The organism is Rhizobium sp. BR 315 (assembly GCF_050577975.1).
Lineage (GTDB): Bacteria > Pseudomonadota > Alphaproteobacteria > Rhizobiales > Rhizobiaceae > Rhizobium > Rhizobium miluonense.
On record NZ_JARWKZ010000094.1, the window covers coordinates 1 to 12,605 of the forward strand.

The 12,605-nt window shown below is 58.9% G+C and carries 10 protein-coding genes and 4 pseudogenes; 11 read left to right on the forward strand and 3 right to left on the reverse strand.

Translation table 11 applies throughout. The annotated features are described in order from the left end of the window. A pseudogene (locus QD409_RS34290) lies at nt 1-158 on the reverse strand (IS630 family transposase); the annotation flags it as partial. Nucleotides 159-217: 59 nt separating this feature from the next. Here QD409_RS34290 and QD409_RS34295 point away from each other — a divergent pair. Then, nucleotides 218-481, forward strand: a pseudogene (locus QD409_RS34295) (helix-turn-helix domain-containing protein); the annotation flags it as partial. Between the two features lie 59 nt (nt 482-540). Here the strand turns inward: QD409_RS34295 and QD409_RS34300 are convergent. Continuing rightward, nucleotides 541-1,887, reverse strand: a complete 1,347-nt coding sequence (locus QD409_RS34300) for an ATP-binding protein (RefSeq protein WP_430764920.1) — start codon at nt 1,885-1,887, stop codon at nt 541-543. Beyond that, nucleotides 1,869-2,525: a response regulator transcription factor gene (locus QD409_RS34305; RefSeq protein WP_430764921.1), complete on the reverse strand. Its 657-nt coding sequence runs from the start codon at nt 2,523-2,525 to the stop codon at nt 1,869-1,871. The genes QD409_RS34300 and QD409_RS34305 overlap by 19 nt, the downstream gene beginning before the upstream one ends. A 136-nt stretch (nt 2,526-2,661) precedes the next feature. On the opposite strand from QD409_RS34305, the gene QD409_RS34310 reads away from it, so the two are divergent. The 10 genes and pseudogenes from QD409_RS34310 to QD409_RS34355 form a co-directional block, all read left to right on the forward strand. Beyond that, complete coding sequence (locus tag QD409_RS34310; RefSeq protein ID WP_430764922.1) at nt 2,662-3,234, forward strand: hypothetical protein; 573 nt, start codon at nt 2,662-2,664, stop codon at nt 3,232-3,234. 4 nt (nt 3,235-3,238) lie between these two features. Next, nucleotides 3,239-3,901, forward strand: a complete 663-nt coding sequence (locus QD409_RS34315) for an ABC transporter ATP-binding protein (RefSeq protein ID WP_430764923.1) — start codon at nt 3,239-3,241, stop codon at nt 3,899-3,901. Next, nucleotides 3,894-4,577 (forward strand): ABC transporter ATP-binding protein, encoded by a 684-nt coding sequence (locus QD409_RS34320; protein ID WP_430764924.1) that lies wholly within the window; start codon nt 3,894-3,896, stop codon nt 4,575-4,577. The genes QD409_RS34315 and QD409_RS34320 overlap by 8 nt, the downstream gene beginning before the upstream one ends. Nucleotides 4,578-4,585: 8 nt before the next feature. Then, entirely contained in the window at nt 4,586-7,213 is a 2,628-nt protein-coding gene (locus QD409_RS34325; protein WP_430764925.1) for an FtsX-like permease family protein, read from the forward strand. A gap of 80 nt (nt 7,214-7,293) precedes the next feature. Next, the gene (locus QD409_RS34330) at nt 7,294-7,545 is read left to right on the forward strand and encodes a DUF1344 domain-containing protein (protein ID WP_430764926.1); all 252 of its coding nucleotides are present in this window, start codon (nt 7,294-7,296) and stop codon (nt 7,543-7,545) included. Nucleotides 7,546-7,802: 257 nt separating this feature from the next. After that, the gene (locus tag QD409_RS34335; RefSeq protein ID WP_430764927.1) at nt 7,803-8,192 is read left to right on the forward strand and encodes a hypothetical protein; all 390 of its coding nucleotides are present in this window, start codon (nt 7,803-7,805) and stop codon (nt 8,190-8,192) included. A gap of 76 nt (nt 8,193-8,268) precedes the next feature. Beyond that, the gene (locus QD409_RS34340) at nt 8,269-9,114 is read left to right on the forward strand and encodes a COG4705 family protein (RefSeq protein WP_430764928.1); all 846 of its coding nucleotides are present in this window, start codon (nt 8,269-8,271) and stop codon (nt 9,112-9,114) included. A 574-nt stretch (nt 9,115-9,688) separates the two neighbouring features. Continuing rightward, a complete protein-coding gene (locus QD409_RS34345; RefSeq protein ID WP_430764929.1) occupies nt 9,689-11,140 on the forward strand; it encodes an alkaline phosphatase family protein in 1,452 nt (483 codons plus the stop codon). Between the two features lie 387 nt (nt 11,141-11,527). Then, a pseudogene (locus tag QD409_RS34350) lies at nt 11,528-12,105 on the forward strand (IS6 family transposase). Nucleotides 12,106-12,422: 317 nt separating this feature from the next. Next, nucleotides 12,423-12,605 (forward strand): annotated as a pseudogene (locus tag QD409_RS34355) (IS701 family transposase); the annotation flags it as partial.

The following is a 12,605-nucleotide window of genomic DNA, read 5'->3' on the forward strand; positions in this document are numbered from 1 at the left end:
ATATTGCCCAGGCGGGCGGCGTCTGAACGAGAGCCGCCATCATAGATGACGGCAAGCGCTAAAAGTCGCCGGGCTTGAGCGGCATCCTTACTCTGGCGCGCCAGACGGCGCAGACGCTCGCCATCAAAATCTTCTCGCAATGAAATCGCTGAACCCATCGCAGCAAACCTCCCGTTTGCCACAGAGATTCAGATTCATCCCCTCTTGGGAAGCCCGTGAGTCAGATTTATCGAGACGCCGTATTACCATCGAGCTACAATCACATGAGTTCATGTTGCTGGAGGTTTTGATGCGCGCTGAAGGTCGGACCTTAACACGAACGATGATCTTGGAGCAGGTGTGGGATTTCCATTTCGTCCCGAAGACAAGTGTGGTGGAGACCTGTATTAACCGGTTGCGTGCTAAGATCGACGCGCCGTTCGATGTGCCTCTTCTCCACGTTGTCGGAAATACCGGCTATTGTATTCATGAGCCCCAGTAGACTGTTAGATAGCACCCCGTCGGGACGGCGGCGTCGCTCGGCCAAGTTGGAAGCGAACGCTAAGCCTTCACCGACACCAGCCGTATAACGAGGCATGCGATAAGGCCAGGCCCATCCTCGCGCATGGCGAGCGCGACACGTGCGCCCTGTCTATCGGCTGCCGCCTTTGCGATCGCCAGCCCCAAACCGCTCCCCTCGCTATCTTGAGGCCTGGCCCGAAAGAACCGTTCAAAGACGCGCGGCATCTCTTCTTCCGCGATGCCGGGGCCTGTGTCGCGAACCTCAATCCGTGCTTCTTGCCCGGCGACCACCACCGCGACGTCGACGGTTCCGTTCGCTGGCGTGTACATCACAGCGTTCTCGACGAGGTTTCCAAGGATAATTTCGAAATCGGCAAGCGAGCCGATCGCGACGGCCTGGTCCTGCCGCGTGACGCCAAGGTCGATCGTCCGGCTCTCTGCGAGCGGGGTCAGGCGCCCAACAGTATCGATTACAAGCCGGACGAGATCGATCGGCTGCGGCGCGGGTGCGGTCTCGCGGGCGTCGTAGCGAGCGAGGCGTAAGAGCTTGCTTACGAGGCTGGTGGCCCTGCCGATCCCAGCTTCGAGCTCGGCCAAACGGTGGGAAAAACGCCCATCCCGGTCGTCGTGCCGAAGGTTGTCTATCTGAATTTGCAGCGCTGAGAGCGGCGTGCGCAATTCATGGGCCGCATCCGAGATAAATCGCCGCTGCCGCTCCAGCGATGCGCGAAGCCGTGCGAGCAACAGATTAATTGAGTTCACGAAGGGAATGACTTCGGCTGGCACATCGTCGATCGGAACTGGGGCGTCAGCCGCGACGTCTCGAGAAGCGACCGCAACCGCCAAGCGATTGAGCCTAGCCATAATCCGATCAATGATCCAGCTCAGCGTTAGCAATGACAATGGAATCAGAACAACGATCGGAAGCGCTGCCTGGAATGCTGCATTGGCCGCCAGCTCCTGGCGCACGCTCATCTCCTGGGAAACCTGAACAGTTCGATTCAATGCAACCAGCGCGTAGACGCGCCAATTATCATGGGCGGTCGAGACGTCAGTAAACCCAGTCGCTTGTAGCCGAGGAATACCGACGGCGGGATGCGATTGTCGCAACAGCCGACCTGTCGAGTCCCAGACCTGAATGACGAAGTCGTCCTCGGGATCGTGCGGCACACCGGCATCCAGGTCGGCTACTGGCGCCTCCGGCGCGTCCCCGACATAGAGCGCAATCTGCCGAAGCTGATTGTCGAGGAGGTCGGATGACTCGTTCCTGACCAGAAAGTAGGATGTTGTCGCCGCGCCGACGCAGATGGCCGCCATCAATCCAGCGAGCCATATGAAAGCTGTGCGTCGGATCGAAATCATGCCCTTCACTTTGGGATCATCCATCCCGCTCCACGGATGTTGCGAATGATGTCCTTGTCGAATTTGCGCCGCACGTAATGGATGAGCACATCGATAGCGTTGCTTTCCACCTCCTCACCCCAACCATATAGCCTCTCTTCAAGTTGGCTGCGTGAGAGAATGGTTCCAGGACGCTCCAACAATGCATGCATCAGTGCAAATTCCCGCGCCGGCAACACTTGGCTGCACGCCCGATACGTGACCTCGTGGCTCGACAGATCGAGCTCGATCTCACTTGTATAGAGGACCGAGACCGCCTGGCCGCCATGTCGGCGCAGGACCGCACGCATGCGTGCGAGCAACTCCCTAACTTCGAACGGCTTCACCAAATAGTCATCGGCCCCAAGATCGAGCCCCGCGATGCGATCATCAAGTTCGTCGCGCGCGGTGATCACCAGGATCGGTCTCTTGTCGCCGACAGTCCGCAGCGAGCGGAGGATTTCCAGGCCCGAACGGCCGGGCAAACCGAGGTCGAGCAACACAAGAGCGTGCCCGCCAACGGCAACAGCCTCGTCCCCGGCATGCCCGTCGCGTACCCAGTCTACCGACATGCCGGCATCGTCGAGGGCTTGTGTGAGGGCCCTACCAAGCATTGCATCATCTTCGATTATGAGAACACGCATGCCCTACAGTAGACCAAACGCGCCCAGCTGGACAGAAGCCAGTTATCGATGCGCCTGCGGGGCGGATGGCCGCCTAAGGCCCTTCTAATTCTACAGGTGTCATATGCCGTTGCTCGAGTGCAAAGGAGGCCTAATCATGACTGTTCGCGGTCGAATCGCCGCCGTATCGGCCATGCTGTTCATGGTATCATCCGGGATGCTCCTTCCCGCCTTTGCGCAGGAGAAATTAATTGCGCCCGAGAAGAATCCACCGGGCGACATTCCCGACAACCAGGTCTTCGTGATCTACAACGCACCGGACGGGTTTAGCCTGAAGGTGCCCGAGGGGTGGTCGCGGACGGCAAGCGACCACAGCGTTCGGTTCTTCGACAAATACGATGAGATAGACGCTTCGCTTGGTGTGGCGACCGCGGCTCCAACAGTTGCCTCAGTCCAGGCCAGTGAGATCACAGACCTTGAAACAGGCGGGCACGCCGTCAAGATCTCCGCGGTCAAGGCTGTGAAACTCGCGGCTGGACCGGCTGTTCGCATCAGCTATCTGTCGAATTCCGCGCCCAATCCGGTCACGGGCAAGCAGATCCGCCTCGAGCACGAGCGCTTTATTGTGTTCAGAGACGGCAAGACCGTCACACTCGATCTCGCCGCGCCGGCTGGTGCGGACAACGTCGACCAGTGGCAGCTGATCTCTAACTCTCTGCAGTGGAAATAAACGCATGTCCATGCTGGAGGCAACCGAGCTTTACCGCTTCTTTCATAGCGGTGATGACGAAGTCGTGGCCCTGCGCGGGGTTGGCCTTACCCTCGATGCCAGGGAATTCACCGCATTGAGGGGCCCCTCGGGCAGCGGGAAGTCGACGCTGCTTGCCTGTCTTGCCGGTATCGACGAGCCGGACGGCGGCATGGTGTCGGTCCTGGGAGAGCGCATGACCCGGCGCCCCGAGTCGGCGCGGGCTCGCTTGAGGGCCCGCCATCTCGGTATACTCATGCAGTCCGGCAATCTATTCGATCATCTGACGGTGCGGGCTAACATCCATCTCCAGATGGTGATATCCGGCCGAGCTCGGCCGGATGAAATCGATAGCCTTCTCGGCAGCCTGGACCTCAGCGGTCTCGCCGACGTATTACCTGCCCACCTGTCAGGCGGTGAGGCAGCGCGAGCTGGCCTAGCAGCTGTGCTCGCAGCAAAGCCGGCGATCTTGCTCTGCGATGAGCCGACCGCCGAGGTCGATGCAGCAACGGAACAGCTCATCATCGATTGCCTCATTGAAAACTGTCGTAGCGGAACCGCCGTCCTGATCGTCACGCACAGCCCCGCGCTTGCCGCGCGAGCCGATCGCATTATCGACATACGAGATGGAGGTATCGTGCATGGCTAGGACCTTGGTAGTGGCCGTCGATCTGTGGCGCAGCTTTCAGCGCGAGCGGGGCGTGGTGATGGCCGTTCAAGGCTGCTCCTTCCGGATTCGCGCAGAGGAAACCATCGCAATCATTGGACCTTCGGGTTGCGGCAAGACAACACTTTTGAATCTGATCGCCGGGCTGGACGTTCCAAGCTCGGGTCGAGTGGATTGGTCAGGGCTCGGTCCAGCCGACAGATTGCGCCCCGAACGGATCGGCGTCGTCTTCCAATCCGCGAACCTGATGCCTGCGCTCACCGCCATCGAGAACGTAGAGCTACCGATCCTTCTCAGCAACGGTACCGAGGCCGAAGCGCGAGCCTTTGCCGCACTATCCACTTTCGGGGTCGAAACTCTGGCGTCGAAGCTTCCCGAGCAACTCTCCGGCGGCCAGGCCGAGCGGATCGCCGCAGCCCGGGCCATCGTAACCAACCCGGAATTGATTGTCGCGGACGAGCCGACAGGCCAACTCGATCAGGCTGGAGCTGCGATGCTGGTCGACCGGCTCCTTACCTGGGGGCAGCAGACGGGAAGCGCGATTATCATCGCCACACATGACGAGCGCGTGGCTGCGAAGATGAACCGCATCTGGCGGATGCGTCACGGGAAATTCGAAAGCATGGCCGAGAGGTCCGAATGTACAATCAATGGCTGATAGGGCTTATGCGAACCCGTTCCGGCCGCGTTGCTGGCACTATCGGCGGCGTTGCGCTGACAGTCGCCTTCATCGTGTGCCTGGGTGCCTTTTTGCAGTCTAGCGCGGCTGAGATGACGGCGCGGGCGGTCGCCCAGGTGTCCGTCGACTGGCAGGTCCAACCGCTGCCGGGGGCGGATCACGGTGCGGTCGAGGCTGCGATCCGCTCCGCCGCGCCGGTTACCAGCTTGCAGTTGGTCAGCTATGCCAACGTACCAGGCTTCGAGGCGAACACGGGAGGCACCGTGCAGGTCACAGGTGGCGGTATGGTGCTCGGCATCGAACCAAGCTATTTCGACCTGTTCCCGGCACAGGTTCGTCGGCTGGTCGGATCCGTCGACGGTGTCCTGATAGCGCAGCAGACTGCCGCCAATTTGCATGTCGCGGCAGGAGATCGGGTCGTCATCCATCGCTACCAAGCTCCCGACATCAACGTGACGATCGCCGGCATCGTCGATTTGCCGAACGCCGATGCGATCTTTCAGGCGATCGGTGTACCGGCTGGTGCCGCAGCGCAAGCCCCGCCCGACAACGTTCTAGTGTTGCCTATGCTTCAGTGGCAGCAGGTGTTCGAGCCGCAGCGCGCGAGCCGGCCCGATACCATTCAGACCGAATTCCACGTCAAGTTCGATCATCACGACTTGCCGTCCGACCCGGTCGCTGCAAGTACCGCGGCGACGGAGCACGGTCGCAATTTCGAAGCTCGCGTGGCCGGAGCGGCGCTGCTTGCGAACAATCTCGCGGCGCGATTGGAGGCAGTGCGCGAGGATGCGCTCTATGCTCGGCTGGTCTTCCTGTTCCTCGGCGCCCCCGGAGCAATCCTTGCCGCACTGCTCACACTTGCCGTAGCCGGCGCCGGGCGGGACAAGCGCCGCCGCGATCAAGCGTTGCTGCGCTTGCGTGGGGCAACGGTCGACGCGGCCCTTCGCCTAGTTGCGGCTGAGGCGGTAGTCACTGGCGTCAGCGGCGCGATACTGGGTATTTTCCTTGGCGCTTTCGCCGCACACTTCGTCCTTGGGGTGGCGCTCATGCGTAGCGCGGCGGTTGCTTTGCTCAGCGTTGTGGCCGGGTTCGGGGTCGCACTGGCGCTCGCAGCGATCCTGATCCCCGCCTGGCGCGACGCCCGCGGCTCTACCGTTGTGGCCGCCCGGCGACAAGTCGGCGACCACAGGACACCGCTATGGGCTCGCGGCTATCTCGACTTGGTCCTGCTGGCGCTGGCCATCACGTTCTACTGGCGTTCGGCGGCGAGCGGATACCAAGTCGTTCTCGCGTCGGAGGGCGTGGCGGCAACGGCGGTCGACTATACAGCCTTCCTGGCCCCTGCGCTGCTCTGGATCGGCTTGGCGTTATTCGTCATGCGGCTCGTTGGGGTTGGACTGCGGCACGGCCGGTCGGTCATCGCCAGGGGCCTTCGGCCTGTCGCAGGTCGTCTTGCGGATGTGGTAGCTGGGACATTTGGACGGCAAGGTCCGCGACTGACCGCTGGCATAGGCTTGGCCACCCTCGCCTTTGCCTTTGCTGCCTCGACCGCAATCTTCAACGCCACCTATGAGGCCCAGGCCCGGATCGACGCCGAGCTCACAAACGGCGCCGACGTCACCGTCACGGGCACATCCGCCGTGCCCGCATCGCAGGCGCTCGACCGTCTTTCCAAGCTGCCGGGTGTGGTGGCAGCCCAGCCGATGCAACACCGTTACGCGTACGTCGGAACCGACCTTCAAGATCTCTATGGCATCGATCCGATACGCATCGGGTCCGCCACGGCGATGTCCGACGCCTATTTCGCGAGTGGTGATGCCAAGGCTACACTCGCGGACCTTGCACGAACGCCCGATGGCGTGCTCGTATCGCAAGAAACCGTGAATGACTATCAGCTCAGTCGCGGCGACAGCATCAGTTTGCGTTTACAAAGCGCCGCCGATCATCAATACCATATAGTGCCCTTTCACATCGTGGGCGTGGTGCGCGAATTTCCGACCGCACCCAAGGATTCGTTTCTGGTCGTCAACGCGGCTTACATTGCGCAGCAGACCGGCTTCGCAGGAAGCGAGATTGTCCTCATCCGATCGAATGGCGATCCGGCTCGCATCGTCCGGGCCGCTCAAAGAGCGACTGCGGGTCTGCCCGTGCTCAAGGTGAGCCAGATCGGTGATGTCGTCGCCTTGATCGGATCGAGTCTCACGGCGGTAGACCTCGCCGGTTTGACGCGGCTTGAGCTCATCTTCGCGCTGGTCATGCTTGCCGCCTCGGGCGGACTGGTGCTTGGTCTGGGCTTCGCCGACCGTGAGCGCTCTTTCGCGGTCCTCGTCGCTCTCGGGGCGACGCCGCGACAACTCGGCGCCTTCGTTTGGAGCGAGGCTGCGTTGGTGGTCGGCAGCGGCATGTTCTTGGGCCTCTTGATCGGGGTCCTGATTGCTTATGTGCTCGTCAAGCTATTGACCGGGGTGTTTGACCCGCCCCCCGAGACACTTTCGGTGCCCTGGCGCTATCTGGTTGCCCTCATCGTCACTGCGACTGGTGCTGCCCTGCTGGCCGCGACGGGCGAGGCGATGCGCAGCCGGACACACGTCACCGAGAAGCTCAGAGGCGAGTGAGGACTGGCTTTACTTGCAGCCCGCGCTGCCGTCGAAAAAATAGCAGAGACGGGGGCTGAAACCGTGAAAGGAGAAAGAACATGAAACCGCAGATGTTGATGGCCGCAATGCTGGTTCTGGCACCTATGAGTACTGCGTTCGCTGCCCAGATCTCCGGCACGATCACCGCGATCAGCAAGAATGCCGATACGATCACGCTATCGGACGGCAACACCTATGTCTTACCCGAGGGGATCGAAGACACCAAGCTCCGCGTCGGCGAGAAGGTCCAGCTAACCTATACTGACAAGGGCGGTAAGCCGGTCGTCTCCCGCCTGACCCCACAGAAGTGAAGATTGCTGCGGTCGGTGACATTACCCGCCGCCGCTTTCGCGCGATTGATAGTCGGTCGAGTAGGTGCCCGGCCCCACGCCGACACCCGCTCTAATTCTCAGCTAATTGAATCCCCGTAGTCATACTGGGCGAACGGAGCACCTATGGCAAAGCGGCGAGCATATCGCGTCGCCGCCGCAGGTGTGCCAATCAATCCGCGAGGAGCGATATTGAAGTAACGCTCTCTTCCATTGCCAGAATCCAGGGGAATCCGCTGATGAGACAGATTTTTCTTGCCATCGCGCTTATTGTTGCTCCGGTGGCGGCCTTCACGAGTTTTGAACTCTACGCCAACAATGCCCCCGCCAAAACGGCGGACCTCGGCGATCTATCATCATTCAAGACCATCGTAGCCGATGTTCAGGCTCTTGCTTCCAAGGGCGATCTCGCTGGCGCCGCAAAGCGCATCACCGACTATGAAACAGCCTGGGACCAGGCCGAGACCGCGATCCGTCCCCTAAACCAGAACGACTGGAACAACATTGATGCCGCCTCCGACGCGGCGCTCAAGGCGCTACGCCAATCCGTTCCGTCGGCTGACAAAGTTAACAAGACGCTTGCCGCCCTTATGGCGGTTCTCAACAATCCGGCCCAGTCTGCTCACTAGGCAGACGGTGTCTTCACGCGCCCTCCGAACTGATCGCCCCTGAGAGATGTTCACCGTTCATTCGAGGATACTCGTCATGCCTACTGCGACCCAAACCGTCAAACCCGTCGTTTACAATCGTGTTCCACGCGTTACGGCCGATTTCTGGCTGATCAAACTGATGGCTGTCACGATGGGCGAAACGGCAGCAGATTATCTCAATGTGCAGATGGGTTTGGGCCTGACGGCGACATCATTGATCATGTCCGCAATTCTGGCAGGCGCGTTGGTCTGGCAATTTGCGCAGGAGAAGTATGTTCCTGCCGCCTATTGGCTTTCAGTAGTGCTCATCAGCATTGTCGGCACGCTGATTACCGACAACCTGGTCGACAACTTCCATGTGCCTCTGCTGGACACGACGATCGCTTTCTCGATCGCCTTGGCGCTGACTTTTCTGCTATGGTTCCAGACGGAGCGGACGCTTTCAATTCACTCGATATTCACCAGTCGGCGCGAGGCCTTCTATTGGCTCGCCATTCTGTTCACCTTTGCGCTCGGCACCGCAGCCGGTGATCTGGTGGCCGAGAAGTTCGCGCTGGGATACCTTGCTACAGGCGTCCTGTTCGGCATGATCATCATCTCGCTCAGTCTCGGCTACTTCTTCTTCGGTCTCGACCCGATACTCGGTTTCTGGCTGGTCTACATTCTGACCAGACCTCTGGGTGCGTCGTTTGGCGACCTGATGTCTCAGCCTATGCAATATGGCGGCCTCGGCTTCGGCACGATCATAACAAGCGCAATCTTTCTCGCTGCGATTGTCGTGATCGTCGTCTTCATGAGCCTCCGGCAGGAAGGCGAGGAACTGGGTGACGTCGATGCGGATGATAAATTGGCAACGGCCAATGAAGGCGAAAGGTTGGCTACCGCCGAAGAAGAGCTCTGAGGCAAGAGGGGCATCCCCGCCAGCGCGAAACTACGAGGTGTCTCAAGTGTGTACCTTTCACCAGAGCACTGACATCGCTCTTGACGCTATCAACCATGTTTCCCTGGCCAGGTTCTTCCGTTCGCTGTTTAAAAACTGAAGCATAAGTTGTCGTTGGAGCGCCGGCGAAGTTGCGGCCACTCTCGGTAACGCTGGCGCGATTTTTCGGCGCGACGTGCTGTGATCTGATGTGGAAGATCGTAGATGATTTTCAAAAACATCGTCAGATATTCGACGACCGCATGGGCGTCTTTGCCGGGTGTTTCCTCGGCTCTGGGCATCGGGCGGGCATTGTCTTCTCCTACTCGGTGGACCTCATGGGCCCATTCGATCATTATGGGAGGGAGGATACCATTTCTGCGGAGGCTGTGAATTTTGTCGTAAAGGCCTCCGCCCTTTTCCGGCGCTATCGCCGATCAGGATTCGCCCATCCGCCTGGTTAAATTGATGAGTATTCGCTGGATCGGTGAGAAACCGGCGCGTGCCAGCAACTTTTGAGATAGTCCTCTCAACCTTATCGTTCAAAGGCCACAAAATGAGCGCACTCAATCAGATCCAACACATCGTCGTTCTCATGCTGGAAAACCGATCTTTCGACAGCATGCTCGGCAAACTCTATCCCAAATCACCGGATTTTGATGGTCTGTCGGGTTCCGAAGCCAATCGCAACGCGGCGGGTGTTGCATACGCTGTTCACAATAAAGCCGGCTCCAGCGACGCGACGATGTCCATACCCACTCCCGATCCGGGGGAGAGTTGGACAGACATCAATATGCAGCTGTTCGGCACGAGCGAACCACAATCCGGAGCGAAGCCAGATATGAGCGGCTTTGTGAAGAATTATGAAGCTCAGGCAGCCCACTCGCCAGGGGTGTATGATCCCGGAAGTGTGATGCATTATTTCACGCCCGAGCAGGTTCCCGTAATCAGCAAACTGGCGCGGCAGTTCGCCGTGTGCGATCGCTGGTTTGCTTCCGCTCCGTGTCAGACTTGGCCGAACCGCTTTTTCGTACATACTGCTACGGCCAATGGCTATGAGAACAATTCACCTGTTCACTTCCCATACCGGATGCCGACGATTTACAACCGCATCGACGATGCGCAATTGCCCGGTGGTTGGAAAATCTATTTCCATGACGTGCCGCAATCGATCACGCTTGAGAAGCTTTCGCTTTCACTCAGTCGTTTTCGACTTTTCGACGAATTTCTGACCGACGCGAAAACTGGAGATTTGCCTGCCTACTCGTTTATTGAGCCACGCTATTTCGCCGACGTATCATTGCCGAACGATCAGCATCCGCCCCACGTCGCAACTCTTGGCGAACAGCTGATTGCCGATGTTTATAACGCGGTTCGCAACGGTCCCGCTTGGACCCGAACACTTCTTGTCATTACCTATGACGAACATGGTGGATGCTATGACCACGTTCCGCCTCCGCCGGCACAACCGCCGGAGCCGAAACGACCCGAGGCCGCATTCAATTTTAGTCGGTACGGTGTGCGGGTGCCCGCTGTCATTGTCTCGCCCTACGTTCGCCAGGGCACGGTTCTACGACCGCACAACGACACGCCTTTTGATCACACATCAATCATTGCGACGTTGCGCAAACGCTTCCCCACTTTAGGACCACCTTTGACGGAACGCGATGCGGTCGCACCAGACCTGTCGATTGCTCTGACCCTCGCCAATCCAGACAATCTGGGGCCTGACTGGCTCGATACCACACCCTACAGCGCGTCGCCTGCCGACGTCGCTCGAGCGCGGATCGCACCGCCAAACGGAATGCAGGCCGCGCTACTCGAGTTTGCAGCAAATATGCAAAATGGCGTAACTGGGGCAGCGCTTGAAGCGAGCAGCTTCATTGGCCAGCAACTGCAAGACTTAACGCAGGGACTCAATGGAGTTCCCGACGGTGTTGCCAAAGATGTGGCATCCTCGATTACGTACATCAAGTCTCGCCTCGGCGCGCTGTTCCGAACCGTGTGAACTCGACAGGGCGGAGGGAGTGCGTGGCAATTCAAAGAAAAGTATGTTCATTTGCGTCGTGATTTCACCCAATTTTGTATTTCGTCGTGACCCCGGCTCGATATCGATATAGCAAATTTGTCAATGGGTTCTCGGTGATTGGATGGATCAACGTCAAATGGAAATATCGGCCAGAGCGTTGTGAAACTCCACACACTTGATTAAGTGGGACAACTTCGAACTCGCCGATGGGTTCCAGCTTAGGCGAGGAATGCGCATCAAGCCCCGTGGTGAGCGATGAGGCCGCGGAGAGGACGAACCGATCAACGGAATCCTGCGCGAGCGCGATGGCTGGCGACGGCACTGTAACGTTAACCGGGCATCGATCAAAAAGTGGGATCTGGTGGGATGACCAGATTTACTCGTGATCCTCTTTATCGTCGCCACCGATTTCCAGCGGCGGTGATTGCCCATGCCCTTTGGCTCTATTTCCGGTTTCCGCTTAGCCTGCGGATGGTCGAGGATATGCTGGCAGCGCGTGGCGTCATCGTCTCTCACCAGACCGTGAGATTGTGGGCTGAGAAGTTCGGCAGACACCTCGCCAATGATATACGGAGACGATCAGCCGGCAAGCTCGGCGACAAATGGCACCTCGATGAGGTTGTCATCACTATCGGCGGAAGCAAACACTGCCTTTGGCGCGCCGTTGATCAGGACGGCTTTGTTCTCGACGTGCTGGTGCAAAGCCGCCGCAATGCCAAGGCTGCAAAGCGTTTGATGCGAAGCTTCTGAAAGGGCAAGGCCGTTCGCCGCGTGTGATGATCACCGACAAGCTCCGGTCCTATGGTGCGGCGAAGCGGGAGATCATGCCAGGCGTCGAGCATCGCTCGCACAAGGGCCTGAACAACCGGGCGGAGAATTCTCACCAACCCGTCCGACGACGGGAGAGGATCATGAGGTGCTTCAAGTCACCGCGACAGCTTTAGCGTTTCGTTTCCATCCATGACCCGATCGCCAACCTCTTTAAACGTTCCCCGCCACGATATTCCATCCACCCACCATCGCCAACTGCGAGCAACCGCCATGCAAGCATGGCGCTAAATCGCGCGCCTTCTCGCCGCATGAACCAAAGCCTCACTCCCAGATCTTGTTTTCACAGCGTTAAGTTTACAGTGCCGGGGTGAGTTTCATGTGGAATTCAACAGGTGAAGGCGTGATTTAATCTGGCACGTCACACCGACGTTGATCCGCCGACTAGCATTACAGTTGCATATTTCTATAAACTCTGAATCTATGGGTCTCCATGATTCGGAGGTCATGGATGATGGGTGCATCAATCGAGACGACGCTGGAACTTTGGGCATCGTCGCTGCGTGACGTCAAGGCTCGTATGCGGCGACTGTTTACGCAGGAGCGAGTTGCAGCATCCGCGAACCTTTTCCTGGACGGCTTGCTGGGTGACGAGCGGCGAAAGACAGGTTGGATG

What these genes read in the sequence shown, in the direction of transcription:
- QD409_RS34300 (WP_430764920.1), bottom strand. Translation starts at nt 1,887, where the DNA reads ATGGATGATCCCAAAGTGAAGGGCATGATTTCGATCCGACGCACAGCT.
- QD409_RS34305 (WP_430764921.1), bottom strand. Translation starts at nt 2,525, where the DNA reads ATGCGTGTTCTCATAATCGAAGATGATGCAATGCTTGGTAGGGCCCTC.
- QD409_RS34310 (WP_430764922.1), top strand. Translation starts at nt 2,662, where the DNA reads ATGACTGTTCGCGGTCGAATCGCCGCCGTATCGGCCATGCTGTTCATG.
- QD409_RS34315 (WP_430764923.1), top strand. Translation starts at nt 3,239, where the DNA reads ATGTCCATGCTGGAGGCAACCGAGCTTTACCGCTTCTTTCATAGCGGT.
- QD409_RS34320 (WP_430764924.1), top strand. Translation starts at nt 3,894, where the DNA reads ATGGCTAGGACCTTGGTAGTGGCCGTCGATCTGTGGCGCAGCTTTCAG.
- QD409_RS34325 (WP_430764925.1), top strand. Translation starts at nt 4,586, where the DNA reads ATGCGAACCCGTTCCGGCCGCGTTGCTGGCACTATCGGCGGCGTTGCG.
- QD409_RS34330 (WP_430764926.1), top strand. Translation starts at nt 7,294, where the DNA reads ATGAAACCGCAGATGTTGATGGCCGCAATGCTGGTTCTGGCACCTATG.
- QD409_RS34335 (WP_430764927.1), top strand. Translation starts at nt 7,803, where the DNA reads ATGAGACAGATTTTTCTTGCCATCGCGCTTATTGTTGCTCCGGTGGCG.
- QD409_RS34340 (WP_430764928.1), top strand. Translation starts at nt 8,269, where the DNA reads ATGCCTACTGCGACCCAAACCGTCAAACCCGTCGTTTACAATCGTGTT.
- QD409_RS34345 (WP_430764929.1), top strand. Translation starts at nt 9,689, where the DNA reads ATGAGCGCACTCAATCAGATCCAACACATCGTCGTTCTCATGCTGGAA.